The following is a 16945-nucleotide window of genomic DNA, read 5'->3' as shown; positions in this document are numbered from 1 at the left end:
AACGTTTTGTTTTTTTATTCCCATTCATTTTACCCTATTAATCCAAATCTTCATTTTGCTCGATCACATCCCAGTCAGCCACCATAACAGCCACATCCATACAAGCCTCGCTTGCCGGATCATAGGGCCGGTCGGAACCACTGCTATTAATGGTGAGGGAGATGTTGTAACGGTAGTTGCGTTTGACGTAAGAGTGGTCAGGTGTACCACCTTCAGCATTTGTCATCGTCCCCATTGCATTGACAGGGATCGTATAAAAACGGTTCTCTTCTACTCTGCCGTTATCATCTGTATAAGTGCCCTTCAACACTAACAAAGTACGTTGTCCGGGCTTGACGGCATCAACCATATTTTCATATACGATAAATGATTTGCCACAAGCGAGTTGGCCTGTTTCTGGTTTCCAAGGAGAGGAAGAGGTCACTTTCCGTTTATTAGCGTTAAAGCCTAACAAATCAGCTTTCAATAAACCATCCTCAATCGTCTTGTATTCACCATTCCAATATTCATTTTCATATTGGCCGTACCACCATAAGAAATTACCTTCCGGTGCTCCTTTGCTCTCCACCATCCCCCATTCTTCAGTGGAATTGGCCGCCATCAAAGAATAGCCTTTCACATTTGCCATAAAGACAGAGTCAATGACGAAAGAAGCTTTTCCATTATCAGATTTCACAGAAACTGATTTCAAGTTGATTTGGGCAATGTGGCGTGTCAGTTTAATATTATTTCCGTCCTTTGATACATTCGGCATATGACCGGAGAAATCTTTTATTTCACCAAAAATATTATGCTTTCCCTCATCTAACGTAGCCTCGATTAACCGACTGCTCATAGAGTATCCGTTATTTTCATTCTCATTATCTAATGCCATCTGATATACTAATGCTTCCTTTAATGTGCCAAATTGTTTTTCCCGCGTTCCAACATTTGCTAATACAAGAATTTTGACAGCACCGCTTTGTACATCCAAATCCTCCACTCTATTGGTTGCAACCACTTTATCAATTTGCAAGTTTCCATCAGCATAAAAAACCATCACATGCAAACTATTAATAGCATCTTCCTGATCAATATTTTCCCCCTCTCCTTCACCGGCTTTAGTCAAGCTTTTCCCATCTGCAACAGCAGCCAAAGACAAAGTTGCATCCGGAGTAAAAACCTCCACCTCCGGGACGTTCTCGTCTGATGAACACGCAAATGTCATCCCTACCACTATACTCAAAAGAAAATAACTCTTCAATTTCATAAATATGTATATTTTATTAATTTCTATTTATCCCTTATTTTGATTTATACAATACAAAAGTATTTAGCTTTGCGTGTTTTAAGAATAGGTGTCACTCTCTTTATTAATAGATAAACCTATCACACAGGCGTTTTGATAGGTTTGCATAGGTTTGTGCAACAGATGCCATAAATACCTCCTTTCTATAAACTAAAAATCCCCAGCCTTTAAGGACCGGGGATTTTCTATATTTATAAATGATGATTAGATTTCAACATCTTGACTAACATACCCGAAAGGAACAACCACGCACTGTACATCCAGCGTTGTAGGATCGCCACCACCACCAGGAGTCTGATAGCCCGGTCCTGTAACTGTCAAAGTCAAATCATACTGCAAGTTACGATACAAACCATTGTATTTGCCATCATTTCCTGTTACTCCACGCAGAGTCAAAAGCTCAGAAGCGACATTGCTTTCACCAGCTGACACTTGGAAATTTTCACCTAAAGCGATTGTGTAATAACGATCGCTCTCTGTTTTACGATCAGTATCATTGATTTTATAAGAGAAGTCACCTTTCACAACCAACAGTGTTCTATTGGTTAAATTTGTATTTTCATACACATAAAAACTGTTTACTGTCTCATAAGCATTTGAAGTTGTAACTGTACCAGTGATAGTTGTTTTAATCCAAGACGGAGTCCCATCTGGGACAGTAGGATTATCAACAAGCGTATACTTGTCATCCTTGTTAAGCCAATCAGTCGTATGCTCATAAGCACTATACCATTCATTTTCTACATTTGTAGATCCATATTCTTTCCAGTCCTCACCCATCAAATTAGTTTTCTTATGTCCCTGAAGAATAAAGATTTCTTTAAGATCCAACTGAGGATCTGAATATTTAGGCTTATTTTCATCAGTTGTCACTTTCGCAGAAATTTTATTCAACACAACTTTAGCCACGTTACGATACAATTTCACCGGTTTTTTCAAATCATTGTCAGACAAGCCTTCTACATTTACATAACCAGTAGGCACAGTTGTGAAACCAAATACATTCTTCTTTTCAGCAGCAACAACCACACCAGTATAGATTTTACTGTTCATTGTAAGAGCTTCACCAACTTCCAATTCAGAATCAAACGTTTTATTTAAAGCAGTAAAAACCTCCTCTTTTGTTTCTCCTATCAAATTTGTTGGTACTGTATAATTGGCAATCAAAGCCACCTCTTTAACACCAGCAGTCAATTCAGCATGAGCAACGGCATCACTTCCCCCTTCCACAGCAGGTGTATTTACTTTAGTTCCGACAACTTCCAGTTTGCTATCTGCATTAAAAACCAACATGGATAAAGACGTAATATCACCAGATGCTTTTGTATCAGCTGCTTTGTCAAACTTCACGGTCAAACTTGTCCCACCCTGCGCATCAGGATTACCGTTATCCGGAGTCGGCACATCATCATTCGAACACGAAGCGAACGCACATGCAATCATTGTTGCATACATTAAATTTCTTAGTTTCATATTTTTCAAAATTAAAAAGTTAATAAATTCGTTTATATAATGATCTTTATTTTTCTTACCCTATAGCTTGCTGAGTTGTTCGGAACGATTGTTGTGTTTTATGTTGTCCTATACTTCCCATCGGCTAACTATCTTTACTATATTTATTGATACCATCTATAATATTATCTTTATCTGTCTCATCGTTTCGGGTTATCGTCTTTCGACATTGCAAAGGTGGGAGAAAAAGTAAAGACGCATTAGGGGCGTGACTCTCAAATATAATCGGTAAAACTCTAAGTGACTATTTTGATTTATTTGCACCTATTTTTGAGATATTTTCAGTTTTTATGGTGCTTACATCTTATTATAGAACAAGAATAAGAGAGGAATATAGTACGACTAATTGTCCGGAAGGACGGAATGTCCAGCCTTAAGCTGGAATTCCGTATTGTGAAGGTGTAACTCCGTATTGCTCGGTAAAACGTTTACGGAATGTAGCCGTATCGTTAAATCCCACCATTTCGGCGACTTCCTGTACGGAGTATTGCTGGCTGGCAAGCAGTTCGGCGGCTTTTTTCAGCCTTATGTTGCGTGTCAGTTCAAGGATACTCAGATCTGAGTATTGTTTAATTTTCCTATACAAGGTTGGCAGACTCATATTCAATGAGTCTGCCAGCACTTTTGCCTCAAAAGTAGAGTCATCGAGGTGTTTCTCTATGTTTTTGACAACGGCATCCATGAACGGGTTGGTCGACAGCGTGTTTTCTTCATTGTGCGAAGCAGCAGAAGAATTAGAGAAGTAACGTTTCATATCGTCGCGCTTCTTCATCAGGCTGTTGATCTTGCTCCGCAGGATTTCCACGTCGAAAGGTTTCGTGATGTAATCGTCAGCACCCGCTTCGATACCGGTAATCACATCTTCGCTCTCGACTTTGGCTGTCAACATCACGACAGGCGTCTGCGCCATCTTGGGATCGTTCTTGATCTCACGGCAGGTCTCGTAGCCGTCTTTCACCGGCATCATGACATCACAAAGGATCAGGTCCGGCTCTTCTTTCAAAGCGACGTTTATCCCATCCTGGCCATTGCGGGCTTCCAATATCTGGTATTCCTTATTAAAGACATGCTTCAGGAACCAACGTATCTGGTCGCTGTCGTCGATCACAAGGAGTTTCTTTCCGGTTTCCTTCTTTTGCGGAATCACATGGATCAGTTCGGCGATCTCTTCTTTCTGGCGGGCATTCAGTTTGACCAGGTCGGATTCGGGTTCCACAAACTCGACACGACGGTCCAACAGATGCTGCTTGCCAAGCGGGATCATGATTATGTAGGAAGTGCCGTTCTTGTCCGACTCGCTTCGGTACATACCGCCTATCGCATCAGCCATCTCCATGATCTGCTTCAAGCCGCGGCGTGTACTTTCGTCTTCATCTAACCCCTCGTCTGTCACAACCAGTGTGCTGTAGGCTTTTCCGTTTTCATTTACAACAGATATATCGAGTGTCACTTTCCCATAAACAAACGTATTTTTGAAGGCATTCGACAGTAACATACGCAGAGCGAACTCCATCTTGCGGCGGTCCATCCAGACCCAAAGGGCGGGCGTCTGCGTGTTGATACGGAAATCGATGTTGTTCATGGCTACCCAATCAACAAAGATATCGCAGATCTGGCGGGCAATCTCGACCATATCGTAACGGGCGATGCGCAAATAATTGGCGACATCGTTCGAACGGTGCGTACCGATCAACTGGTCCGCCAAGTCCTGCATGGCAAGTGTATTACGATAAGCGGAAAGCAACTGGGTAGACATATCTTTCTCCGGATCGTCGTTCTGCACCACCAAGGCAAGAGAACCCAACACTAAGGAAAGCGGGGTGCGCATTTCGTGGATCGTCTCGATAAAGAAGTTGTCGTTGATGCTTTCAGCGTCTTTCAGGCGTTTTTCCGCTTCGGCAAGCTTGTCGGCAGCCTCACGCTGGATCATGTCGTTTTCCTTAATCTTGGTTACGATGAGCTGCTCCAACTCTTTCTTGTTATTGTTTAATGTAGAGATCACCAACTCCAGTTCGTTATTCTTCCGGACCAAATCACTATTGGCTTTCGCCAAATCGTCATTCTGCTCCCGTAAAACCCGGTATCTTTCTTCCTGTTGCTCGATTTGCCCTTCCAACGACTTATTCCGAGAATCAAGTTCTTCATTGCGGGTATTCACTTCTTCGTTTCGGGAGCTGATTTCTTTATTCAAACTTTCAAGTGCGGCGTTTTCCTTGATGATCCGATCCGAGCGATCATTCATATTGGAATGTAATTTTCTCACATAAAGAAACAGGGGGACAAATAAAAGCAGTAGAGCAACCACCACAATCAATGTCTCACTTCCGAATAGTTGTCCGTTTTCATTGGCAGCCAAGATTAATGAAGTACTGAAAAAAACACCTGTCAATACTCCACTCACCCTCTTGAACAGAGATTTTTTCTTCATATTTATATGCATTTATTATATATCCTTCTATAAATCAAAACTCATCGTCAGCATTGCACGACAAAGATGGCAAAAATATTTTTCTTACGAGATATTTAACACCAACTATTTTTCAAAAAATATCATGATAATCATATATTTTTAAACATACAAAATCGTTACAAAAACATGACAGCATCCAAATTTCATCCGATAGACGCAATTAAAAATAGGGCATCAAAAAACTCTTCCCCATCAGAACATGACACGAATACCTACACATTGACACGTTTAACATCTTTTACGCACGTATTATTGTAGAACAGAAAAAGACATTTTATTTTTGTACAAAAATAATGGACAGAGATTCAGACGAGGCTTATCGGTTCCAAATTAAGGTATTATAGAATGCAGCTTGTTTCATAGCAAACAATCATTACAATACTCATAGTATCGGAAACTTTTCAAAACAAGCTTCTCTAAATGAGTTGTCCATCAATAAAATATTTCATTTGATTTATTTTACCCTCAATTTTTTATATGCATAGGCGTACATCCGGATTGTTCCGCGTGTGCGCCACTTTTTTTGCCTGTTTTATGCACGTACATATTTTATACACGACATAGAAGGGGCATTATATTATGAATATTCAGAAAACCTATCAACATAGGCAATCACCAACTTCAAGGGAGAACCAATAGTTTCACCTATCTCAGCTGATACATTTACCAGCGAAATGGTAAATCTAAAAACAAAATCCGAGTCATGACAGAATCAACCACATTCATGACACTTTTACCTGCCTCTAGAAAAGTGGTAGACCTTTCAATAACGAATGATAATTAATACCTTTACCATGCAAAAATGAGACAAACAACCCTCATAAAGAGATATTCTCCAACCATTTTGATTCGTTTAACATATTTTACATACAGAATTATTGTATTATTCGAAAACCAATGATACATTTGCACTATCGAAAAAAAAGAACCGAAGGTTTTGATGAGGGTCTTAACCTTACAAATGTTCTTTCGGAGTATAGGGTTTTAATTAGCATATAAAAAAATTAGGGTCATGAAAAAGGGTAAAATTTTCACAAATTGTTTGTTTTCTATTTGGACATTGTCCGTTATTCTATCTTTCGCAAGTTGCTCTTCCGATGGTGATTCCATTTCAATCATAGATGAAAGAGTTCCACTGGAAACAGAAGCACCTTTTTCCGTAATCTTGAAAGCATACTCCGAGAATTCGGACATCACTGCCAAAGGGGACGTAAAAAGCACTACACTGTATGTTTTCGATGAAAATAACGATTTCTACAAACAAATCACAGTGGACAATGATTATCTTTTATAGGTTAAGCCGGTCGAAATAAACTGTCCGGGATCCGACAAGATCACCGTCATCGCTTGGGCAGGCCTTTCAAGCAATAGCGAAGAAATCAGCAATATGAACCAGGCAAACGTCATCTCAGACCTGCAAGTGAGCCTAAAACACAATAATGGCGTTGCAAACAATCTGCCGGGAGACTTGTTTTATGGACAAATCGTTCTACATCGTTCTTCTACAAAAGCAACTTCGCAGGAATTAAAGATCGAACGCAAGGTGTCTTCCATGTCGATCTTGACAAAAGGTGCTTTAAAGGTATTTGACTCCAAAGAAAGCAATTATTATTACAAAATCAAAAGAACTAAAAGCTCATTCAACTGCAATGGTGAATTGACAGGCAATGATATCGGATATATTATTCCAGCTACTTTAAATGATAATGGCAACCTAACCACAGGTACATTCTCCATTTTACCGGCTGATAATATGACTATAGAGCTTTACAGAGATGACGTTTTAGTTCTTTCTTCCGAAAATGTCAAAAATTCAGAAAACGTGGCTGCAAACGAAGGAGAACAAACAAGTATCATTTTTGACCTTTCCCGCAACAATATCAATATTAGCATTTCAGAATGGGGTACTGTTATTCAGTATGTTACAGTCGGATAATTCGACCCTCAATTTTTTATATGCAATAGGTGCACATTCGGATTATTCCGAGTGTGCACCACTTTTTATAAATATGCGATCCTCCGTGATAGGAATACCAGCCAATATGATACAAATACAATCGTTAATAAATATTTCATCTGATTACAAGCATTTTACATTATCACGAATGATATGGGTACAATGCCCGTATGATATTTTTGCCACGCATATAAACACTATTGATAGCGTAACTTTGTAGCAAGAAATAACACAATACAATTTGTGAAATTTTACCCTATACTCTGTTTGCACGAATCCCTTAATTCTGCAAGCAAACCTAATTAATATAACCGTGAGGTTACATAATTATCATAAAAGTCCAGGCTCTCTGCTTCTTTTTGACAAGAACAGAAAACCTGGACTTTTTTCTCGTTTTTGATTACTAAATAAAACGGAAAAAGACTTCGTAAATGTTTAGTTTACGAAGTCTTTTTCCGTGTAGCGAGACCCGGGATTGAACCGGGGACCTCATGATTATGAATCATGCGCTCTAACCAGCTGAGCTATCTCGCCATCAAATGTCACCATTTCCTTGATTGACGCTGCAAAAGTAGAGCTTATTTTTATATTGTGCAACACTTTCATGAAAAAAAATTCAATTATTTTGAAAGCTTCCTGTTAAGATCTTAATTCAGAGTTGTTTTTTTGGCGAACAGATTTGGCAAATATCAATTCTTTTATTATCTTGCTGCGCAATAAACACGATGAAAGATGAAAAAAGAGAAATTTCATATCGAATACATTTTCGATAAAGTTTCACGACGAAGCTTATGGAATCACCTCACAACTCCTCCAGGACTATCCGCCTGGTTCGCCGATGATGTTATTATCAATGGTAACATATATGTTTTTAAATGGAACAAAGCCGAACAGGAAGCGGAAGTGCTGTCTATAAAACCGGAAATGAGCATCCGTTACCGTTGGATGGATGAAGAGGATGAAAATGCCTATTTCGAATTCCAGATCCACAGCCATGAATTAACAGGATCGACTTCTTTACAAATAACGGATTTTGCCGAACAAGATGAAAAAAAGGATTCTATCGATTTATGGGACACGCAAGTAGAAGAACTGAAACGTACACTCGGTATTTAGCTTGTTTTAGTGATTTCTGTTAGCGATCATATCGTTTTTTCACTACTTTTGCGCCGTCAACCGGATAAGCAATGTTGAAAATAAAACGATTATATACATTTATGCTGCAGACTTTCCTGCCGTTGTTCTTGATGACCTTCGGCATCTGTCTGTTTATTGTGCTTATGCAGTTCCTGTGGAGGTACATTGACGACATGGTCGGGAAAGGTTTGGGGATTCCTGTTTTGGCGGAAATGTTTATGTATGCCGCCCTATTTCTCGTACCGATGGCACTACCACTGGCTATTTTGCTTGCCTCGCTTATGACTTTCGGGAATCTTGGCGAACGATTGGAATTACTGGCTATGAAATCAGCGGGTGTCTCCCTTGTCCATATCATGCGCCCGCTAATCATCACCATCAGTATTATAAGTATCGGGGCTTTCTTCTTCCAGAACTATGCCATGCCTGTGGTACAAGTCAAACTTTACACGCTACTTTGGTCTATGCGGCAGAAATCGCCGGAGCTAGATATTCCTGAAGGGGTTTTTTACAGCGAAATCACTGGATTTAATGTATATGTGAAGCATAAGGATACTGAAACGGGGCTCCTTCGCGATATGATGATCTATGATTATTCTGAAGGATTCAACAAAGTAAGCGTGATGGTCGCAGATTCGGGACGCCTGAAGACATCGGCAGACAAAATGTTCTTAGTCCTTTCCCTATTTAATGGAGAATCCTTTAGAAGCCTGGACAAGCAACCGAGTACCGCAGGTACAAAAAGCTCCGTTCCTTACCAAAGGGAGACATTCAAAAGCCGGGATATCCTAATCGAATTTGATGCCAACTTTTCACGGACGGACGAATCATTCATGCAAAACCAGTTTATGGGTAAAAACATGCATGATTTACAAATCTTCATCGATTCTGTTTCCGTACGCTTAGACAGCATACAAAACGTCAACGCCAAAAATGTTTACGAAACCTCATACAAAAAGACACTAAAGAAGCCGCAAGACATAAAGCAGAATAACGTAAAGGATGATTCGAATAGTGAAAAATCAGATACAAAAACGACACTAGAGACGCCCAAAACGGACGAGCCGGTAATTGTCATGAACTTTGACAGTCTCTATCAGGCAGAAAATCCCGGAAAGAAGGCAACTATCCTGACACGTGCGAAATCGAGCATAGAAAATATGAAGGCTGATTACTTCTTCAAAGCAGCCACTATCGGAGACGAAGCTTACAGGGTACGCCGCCACTTGACGGAATGGCACAAGAAGTTCACTTTGTCTTTCGCCTGCATGGTCTTTTTCTTTATCGGCGCACCGTTGGGAGCCATCATTCGTAAAGGCGGATTGGGGATGCCGGTCGTCATTTCGGTCATACTGTTTATTTTCTATTACATCATTGACAATATCGGTTTCAAAATGGCGCGCGACGGCGTATGGGAAGCATGGCAAGGGATGTGGCTAAGTTCCGCAATTTTGGCTCCGTTAGGTATCTTCCTGACTTATAAAGCGGTCAACGACTCCGTCATCCTGAATGCCGACACATACCTGAATGCCTTAAAAAACCTGTTCGGAAAACGTTCGGGCAGAAAAGTTGAAATGAAAGAGGTGATCATGTTCAATCCGGATTACGGGCAAATCATTCTCCGCCTGAAACAGTTGGCAGAAGAAAGCAATGCCTACTTAGCCGCCCATAAACGATGGACAAACTATTTTCTCTTCTGGAAACAGGGAGGTCGTGACCATACGGCCGAACAATTAGCAGTAAAAATGGACGGGATCATCGAAGAATTGTCTAATTCGGACCAAAACTTGGTTCTGAACAAACTGATGGACTATCCGGTCATCAACGGTTACAACCAGACAAATGCAAAAATAAATGGAAAAGCCGGGCTGGCAATCAGCCTCTTTTTCCCGATCGGATTCCCGGTTTATCTGCTTGCCACGTATCAGCGTAAACTTTTACGGCACGATATCAAGATGGTACAAAAGACAAGCTATGAACTGATTGATATAATTGAAAAATTACCTGTATCTTTGTAAAATAAGAAATATAAGTAAAATAATATATGAGCGAAATCAAATTAAACACCATTGAAGAAGCTATTGAAGACTTCCGAGAAGGAAAATTCTTAATCGTAGTCGATGATGAAGATCGCGAAAATGAAGGTGATTTTATTATTGCCGCCGAAAAGATAACTCCTGAAAAAGTAAACTTCATGTTGAAAAACGGTCGTGGCGTATTGTGCGCACCGATCACGGAAGAACGTTGTCAGGAATTAGAACTGGACATGCAGGTTGCAAATAATACCTCTTTACTAGGAACTCCTTTCACGATAACAGTTGATAAATTAGGAGGTGGCTGTACAACCGGCGTTTCGATGTTTGATCGTGCAGAAACTATTCTGGCGCTTGCCGATCCGAAAACCAAACCGTCCGACCTGGGCCGTCCGGGACATATCAACCCGCTTCGTGCCCGTTCACGTGGTGTGTTGCGCCGTGCCGGACATACCGAAGCAGCTGTTGATCTGGCACGCCTTGCCGGTTTATACCCGGCTGGCGCACTGATCGAAATCATCAATGAAGACGGGACCATGGCTCGCCTGCCCCAACTGATCGAGGTCGCCAAGAAGTTCGATATCAAAATCATCTGTATCAAAGATCTGATTTCATATCGTTTGAAAACAGAATCGATCGTAGAAAATGGCGTCGAAGTTGATCTGCCCACCCAGTATGGCCACTTCCGCTTGATCCCTTTCCGCCAAAAAAGCAACGGACTGGAACATATTGCCCTGATAAAAGGTAGGTTCGAACCAGACGAACCGATCTTGGTCCGTGTACATTCTTCTTGTGCAACCGGTGATATCTTCGGCTCCATGCGCTGCGAATGTGGCGAGCAGTTGCACAAAGCAATGCAACGTATCGAGCAAGAAGGCAAAGGAGTAATCATTTACCTGAACCAAGAAGGACGCGGCATCGGACTGATGGAAAAGATGAAAGCCTATAAACTTCAAGAAGACGGTTTGGACACTGTCGATGCAAATTTGCATCTCGGACATCAGGCAGACGAACGCGATTACGGCGTCGGTGCCCAGATCCTGCGCCATTTGGGAGTCACCAAGATGCGCCTGATGACCAACAACCCCGTCAAGCGTGTCGGACTGGAAGCATACGGGCTGACAGTCGTAGAAAACGTTCCTATCGAAGTCGCTCCGAATCCTTACAACGAATTCTACATGAAAACGAAAAAGGAACGTATGGGACACGTCTTGCACAATATCAAATAATTCATAATTGCATAATAACACTATCATGACACAAGTATCAGCACGTTTAGCAAGTTTGTCGCCATCCGCAACATTGGCGATGTCCCAGAAGAGCAGTGAATTAAAGGCTCAGGGAGTTGATGTTATCAACTTAAGTGTCGGAGAACCCGACTTCAATACTCCCGAACCTATTAAGGATGCTGCCAAAAAAGCTATCGACGAAAACTATTCTCGTTATTCTCCCGTCGCTGGTTATCCGGCCTTGCGTAACGCCATCGTTGCCAAGCTGAAAAACGAAAACGGATTGGAATACACAGCCAACCAGATTTCTTGCGCAAATGGTGCCAAACAATCCGTTTGTAATACAATCATGGTATTGGTAAATCCGGGTGACGAAGTGATTATCCCGGCTCCGTTCTGGGTCAGCTATCCGGAAATGGTAAAATTGGCCGAAGGTACACCAGTAATCGTTGCGGCCGGTATCGAACAGGATTTCAAAATCACTCCGGCACAGTTGGAAACGGCTATCACACCGAAGACAAAGGCGTTGATCCTCTGCTCCCCGTCTAACCCTACAGGCTCGGTCTATAGTGCAGAAGAATTGGCAGGCTTGGCCGAAGTCCTGAAAAAACATCCGGAAATCATCGTGATTGCAGACGAGATCTACGAACATATCAACTATATCGGCAAACATAACAGCATCGCACAGATGGACGGAATGAAAGACCGTACTGTCATTGTCAACGGTGTTTCCAAAGCCTATGCCATGACCGGATGGCGTATCGGTTTCATTGCCGGACCGGAATGGATCGTAAAGGCAGTAAACAAATTGCAGGGACAATATACTTCCGGACCATGCTCCGTATCCCAGAAAGCGGCAGAAGCTGCTTACACAGGTTCACAAGCACCGGTCGAAGAAATGCGCCAGGCATTCGAACGCCGCCGCAACTTGATTGTCGGCTTAGCGAAAGAGATTCCGGGATTCGAAGTAAATCAGCCGGAAGGAGCTTTCTACCTGTTCCCCAAATGTAGCTATTACTTTGGCAAAACCAACGGTACACGCACGATCGAGAATGCAGATGATCTAGCCATGTACTTGTTAGAAGTCGCCCATGTAGCTTGCGTTGGCGGAACATCTTTCGGTGCCCCCGAATGCATCCGCATGAGTTACGCTACCAGCGATGAAAACATCGTGGAAGCTATCAAACGTATCAAAGAGGCTTTGGCTGCTTTAAAATAAACCTACGGATATAAACGGATTTCACAATTGTGAAATCCGTTTATAAAAACAGAAAAGGAGATGTTTTCAAAAAACATCTCCTTTTTTATTTCAAACTGCCGTAGCAAAATTATTCGGAACGCAAAGTAAAGCGTTTGAATGCCAAGATCTGCAATTCAGGATCAGCTTCCTTCATTGTTTCTTTTACAGTCTTCTTGCCATCCATGATATCTTCCTGGTTCAGCAAGCAAACTTCCTTCAAGAATTTGCCAAGACGCCCCTTAGCGATGTTCTCGATCATCTGCTGAGGCAAGTTTGCTGCTTTTTCAGCAGAAACAGTAGCAATGATTTCTTTTGCTTTGGCAACATCTTCAGCCGTGATCCAGCCCTTAGCCATGTTGCTTTCCATATGGTCTTCGCTGTCAACGTGTGTCGGGTTGATTCCAGCTTTCTTCAGGGCAGCTTCAACAGCTTTCTGTACCTGTTCAGCTTTAGTCTTCTCGATAGCCACTTGGATTTCCTGTTCTTTTACAGATTCAGGAACACCGGCTTCATCGATAGCGATCGGGTTCATGGCTGCGATCTGCATAGCGATGTTGTGAGCAGCTTCTTCAGATTCCTTATTAAACGCAGCGATCGTACACAACTGATTCTTACCCATGTGGTTATAAACAGTGGTATAAGCGCCTTCCACTACGTTATAGCCGTCCAATTCCATCTTTTCGCCCGTGATACCGCTACGGTCGGTAACAGCATCCTGTACAGTGCCTTTACCCATCGGCAAAGCCTTCACTTCGTCCAGAGTCTTGCACTTGTTAGCCACAGCAGCATCCAAGATAGCCTGAGTCAGTGCGATGAAATCTTCATTCTTAGCCACAAAGTCTGTTTCGCACTTCAAAGCGATGATAGCAGCGAATTCGCCATCTTTCTTTGCCAATACGCAACCTTCAGCAGCTTCACGGTCAGAACGCTTAGCAGCAATAGCCTGTCCTTTTTTACGGATAATTTCCATTGCCTTTTCGATATCACCATCAGATTCGGTCAAAGCCTTCTTGCAGTCCATCATACCAGCTCCACTCATTTTGCGCAGCTTGGTAATATCAGCCATAGTTACAGCCATAATCTTATTTTCTTATTTATTAAATATTTACTTTATTAATTGACAATTGACAATTGACAATTGACAATTGACAATTCAAGTCAAAAGCCAATTGCCCATCGTTTCATTTTATGTTTCTCTTAATTTTCAATTGTCAATTGAATTACTCTTCGTCCTTAGCGAATTTATCAGCAACGTTAGCATTCAGAGCTTCGTCGTCTTCCTTCTTAGTACGTTCTTTCTTTACAGCAGCTTTAGCTTTGCGTTCTCTTTTAGGAGCTTCGCCTTCACCGGCAGCTTCTGTATCGATCTTTTCAGCTTTACGTTCCTGCAAGCCTTCGTTCATTGCTTCACAGATAGCTCCCAAGATAACTTCTACAGATTTTGTAGCGTCATCGTTAGCCGGAATCACGTAGTCGATATTGTTCGGGTCGGAGTTTGTATCAACCATACCGAATACAGGAATACCCAAGCGGTTAGCTTCACGAACTGCGATATGCTCTTTCATTACGTCAACGACGAACAAAGCTGACGGAAGACGAGTCAGGTCCACGATAGAACCTAAGGTCTTTTCCAACTTAGCACGCTGGCGAGTGATCTGAAGTTTTTCTCTCTTAGAAAGATTATCAAATGTACCATCTTTTGTCATCTTATCGATAGTAGCCATCTTCTTGATAGCTTTACGGATAGTCGGGAAGTTGGTCAACATACCACCCGGCCAGCGTTCGATAACGTAAGGCATACCTACAGAAGAAGCCTTATCAGCGACAACCTGTTTAGCTTGTTTTTTAGTAGCAACGAAAAGTACTTTCTTACCTTGTTTTGCAAGGTTCTTCATTACTTCTGCTGCTTCGTCTACTTTAGCAACTGTTTTATATAAGTCAATGATATGAATACCATTACGCTCCATGAAGATATAAGGAGCCATTGCAGGGTTCCACTTTCTTTTTAAGTGTCCGAAGTGTACGCCAGCTTCTAATAACTGATCAAAATTAACTCTTGACATTGTTTTTTTCTTAAAATCGTTTACTTTCTTTTGTTTAACTCAATCATCAGGTAGTCCTCCTGTATGTCAGCATATAAAAAGAATCCTGATAATTTAGATACTAAACGCTTTGCTATACTTGTAAGGGACTCACAAATAAGATTAACGTTTACTGAACTGGAATCTCTTACGAGCTTTAGGACGTCCCGGTTTCTTACGTTCAACAGCACGCGGGTCACGAGTAACGAAACCTTCTGCACGAAGAGCGGATTTGTCTTCCGGATTGATCTTAACCAGTGCGCGAGCGATAGCCAAGCGAGCTGCCTCAGACTGTCCTTTGAAGCCACCTCCATCGAGGTTGATCTTGATATCATATTGTTCTGCAACGTTCAGCTTTGCGAGCGGCTGCTTAACAATGAACTGAAGGATTGTAGAAGGAAAGTAATTAGCCAGATCACGTTTGTTGATAGTAATCTTTCCTGTACCTTCGCTTACGAATACGCGAGCAACTGCTGCCTTACGTCTTCCTATTGCATTTACTACTTCCATTGTGATTATTTATATGAGTTTATATCGATTAATTTAGGCTGCTGAGCTTCGTGTTTGTGCTCTGTTCCTGCATATACATACAGATTGTTCAACAGTTTAGCACCCAGACGATTCTTCGGAAGCATACCTTTTACTACTTTACGGAACAGACGGTCGTCACCTTTAGCCTGTAAGTCAGCCGGCGTATAAGCGATCTGTCCACCGGGATATCCGGTATATCTCAAATAAATACGATCGTTCCACTTATTACCTGTCAGAACGATTTTGTCTGCATTGATGATAATTACGTTATCACCACAATCAACGTGCGGAGTAAAATTGGGTTTGTACTTACCACGCAAAAGCTTCGCTACCTTTGCGCAAAGGCGTCCCAAAGTCTGTCCTTCGGCGTCAACAATGACCCACTCTTTGTTTACAGTTGCTTTGTTTGCAGAAATGGTCTTAAAACTTAAAGTATCCACTTGCTTAAAAAATTAATAAATTAATAACTCTAAAAAACAAGAATCCAATCCTCGCATGCGCTGTCACCACGGACACTTGACATAACAACGTGCTAAAAATTAAACTCTTAGTACAATTTTGATAATATTCGGCTTGCAAAGGTACGGTTTTTCTGCAAAACACAAAACTTTTCGTAGAAAGAATTTACACAAGTAGGTCAAATTCAGGAAAAAGATGCTATAGACCGGACATAAAAAGCATCTAATATTTTACATCAAGAAATATATCCTTTCTCCGTCTAAATGACAAAGAAGGATCATCTCGTTTTCGGTATGCCGAAGTAATAAATATTTACCGGAACATATACCCCAACGACAACGTCACGTTGTTCTGATAGAGGGAAGATTCGCCTTCGCGTTCTATAGCGCGACGATCCAGTGTGCCGCAAAGGGCGCTGACGGAAAAGAAGTAGCGACTGTAATCCACACGCAAGCCGACATTGACACCCAGATCAAATGTTTTGAGATCAGCCTCCTTGGTCTGGCCGAAATGGATATCGACGTTCTGGTTTTCAGTTTTCATCTTTCCAAAAAGAGAGAAGTCGAGAGCCGGACCGGCATAAACGCCCAACTGCACATCATTTATAATAAAGGTATAAGCCAAGTTCACCGGAACCTGGATAGAATAGTAACTGCATTTATTGAAAGAATTCTTTGCCCCTTCCACCTGCGGATTAGAGTAGAAAGAACCACCTTGGTTCACAAACGCCAGTTCGGGACGCAAAGACAAGCCCTTATATAAATGTATATCGGCAAGTCCGGCCAAGCTGAAACCGAAACGGGCACCTGCATTGTATGTCCCTTCAACTTTTTGCACCAGAGAAGAATAAGCACCACCCGCACGCACGCCGAAAGTAACTTGACCGACAGCCGGCATAATCATCAACATTGCCCAAAAGGCGATAAATATAATTTTTCTCATATTGCTAATCTCTGAGTTATTAAAAGCAAAGATAGAGTTTTTCAACCGGATTATTGCAGCCGATAG

General features: G+C 41.6%; 12 protein-coding genes, 1 tRNA gene and 1 pseudogene. 5 read left to right on the top strand and 9 right to left on the bottom strand.

Annotated elements, in window-relative coordinates; all coding sequences use genetic code 11:
- Window positions 1-37 precede the first annotated feature (37 nt).
- The 3 genes from KTG12_RS08355 to KTG12_RS08345 all read right to left on the bottom strand — a co-directional run bounded on the left by KTG12_RS08355 (window position 38) and on the right by KTG12_RS08345 (window position 5228).
- Window positions 38-1249: a fimbrial protein gene (locus KTG12_RS08355; RefSeq protein ID WP_122299689.1), complete on the bottom strand. Its 1212-nt coding sequence runs from the start codon at window positions 1247-1249 to the stop codon at window positions 38-40.
- Between the two features lie 243 nt (window positions 1250-1492).
- On the bottom strand, window positions 1493-2761 hold the full coding sequence (locus tag KTG12_RS08350) for a fimbrial protein (protein ID WP_155143569.1): 1269 nt from the start codon (window positions 2759-2761) through the stop codon (window positions 1493-1495).
- Window positions 2762-3173: 412 nt separating this feature from the next.
- Entirely contained in the window at window positions 3174-5228 is a 2055-nt protein-coding gene (locus KTG12_RS08345) for a response regulator (protein ID WP_155143567.1), read from the bottom strand.
- A gap of 1054 nt (window positions 5229-6282) precedes the next feature.
- On the opposite strand from KTG12_RS08345, the pseudogene KTG12_RS08340 reads away from it, so the two are divergent.
- Window positions 6283-7206 (top strand): annotated as a pseudogene (locus KTG12_RS08340) (FimB/Mfa2 family fimbrial subunit).
- A 481-nt stretch (window positions 7207-7687) separates the two neighbouring features.
- Here the strand turns inward: KTG12_RS08340 and KTG12_RS08335 are convergent.
- Window positions 7688-7761, bottom strand: a tRNA-Met gene (locus KTG12_RS08335).
- A gap of 198 nt (window positions 7762-7959) precedes the next feature.
- Between KTG12_RS08335 and KTG12_RS08330 the strand changes: the two genes are divergently transcribed.
- The 4 genes from KTG12_RS08330 to KTG12_RS08315 all read left to right on the top strand — a co-directional run bounded on the left by KTG12_RS08330 (window position 7960) and on the right by KTG12_RS08315 (window position 12845).
- A complete protein-coding gene (locus KTG12_RS08330; protein ID WP_005637627.1) occupies window positions 7960-8343 on the top strand; it encodes an START-like domain-containing protein in 384 nt (127 codons plus the stop codon).
- A 101-nt stretch (window positions 8344-8444) separates the two neighbouring features.
- Window positions 8445-10382, top strand: coding sequence for an LptF/LptG family permease (locus KTG12_RS08325; RefSeq protein WP_022322361.1), 1938 nt, complete (start codon window positions 8445-8447; stop codon window positions 10380-10382).
- A 26-nt stretch (window positions 10383-10408) separates the two neighbouring features.
- A complete protein-coding gene (locus KTG12_RS08320; protein ID WP_122116196.1) occupies window positions 10409-11626 on the top strand; it encodes a bifunctional 3,4-dihydroxy-2-butanone-4-phosphate synthase/GTP cyclohydrolase II in 1218 nt (405 codons plus the stop codon).
- A 25-nt stretch (window positions 11627-11651) separates the two neighbouring features.
- On the top strand, window positions 11652-12845 hold the full coding sequence (locus KTG12_RS08315) for a pyridoxal phosphate-dependent aminotransferase (RefSeq protein WP_022322360.1): 1194 nt from the start codon (window positions 11652-11654) through the stop codon (window positions 12843-12845).
- 109 nt (window positions 12846-12954) lie between these two features.
- On the opposite strand, the gene tsf is transcribed toward KTG12_RS08315, so the two are convergent.
- The 5 genes from tsf to KTG12_RS08290 form a co-directional block, all read right to left on the bottom strand.
- Window positions 12955-13944: a translation elongation factor Ts gene (gene tsf, locus KTG12_RS08310; protein WP_005637638.1), complete on the bottom strand. Its 990-nt coding sequence runs from the start codon at window positions 13942-13944 to the stop codon at window positions 12955-12957.
- A gap of 142 nt (window positions 13945-14086) precedes the next feature.
- Window positions 14087-14929, bottom strand: a complete 843-nt coding sequence (gene rpsB, locus KTG12_RS08305) for a 30S ribosomal protein S2 (RefSeq protein ID WP_005637640.1) — start codon at window positions 14927-14929, stop codon at window positions 14087-14089.
- 141 nt (window positions 14930-15070) lie between these two features.
- Window positions 15071-15457 carry a 30S ribosomal protein S9 gene (rpsI, locus tag KTG12_RS08300; RefSeq protein ID WP_005637642.1) on the bottom strand — a complete coding sequence of 129 codons (387 nt, stop codon included), beginning with the start codon at window positions 15455-15457 and terminating at the stop codon, window positions 15071-15073.
- A gap of 5 nt (window positions 15458-15462) precedes the next feature.
- On the bottom strand, window positions 15463-15918 hold the full coding sequence (rplM, locus tag KTG12_RS08295; RefSeq protein WP_005637644.1) for a 50S ribosomal protein L13: 456 nt from the start codon (window positions 15916-15918) through the stop codon (window positions 15463-15465).
- Window positions 15919-16249: 331 nt separating this feature from the next.
- Window positions 16250-16879, bottom strand: a complete 630-nt coding sequence (locus KTG12_RS08290) for a porin family protein (RefSeq protein ID WP_005637646.1) — start codon at window positions 16877-16879, stop codon at window positions 16250-16252.
- Between the last annotated feature and the right edge of the window lie 66 nt (window positions 16880-16945).

The organism is Parabacteroides sp. MSK.9.14 (genome assembly GCF_019041495.1).
GTDB lineage: Bacteria > Bacteroidota > Bacteroidia > Bacteroidales > Tannerellaceae > Parabacteroides > Parabacteroides merdae.
The sequence above is the reverse complement of the archived record's forward strand: the minus strand, read 5'-3'. Positions and strand labels throughout refer to the sequence as shown.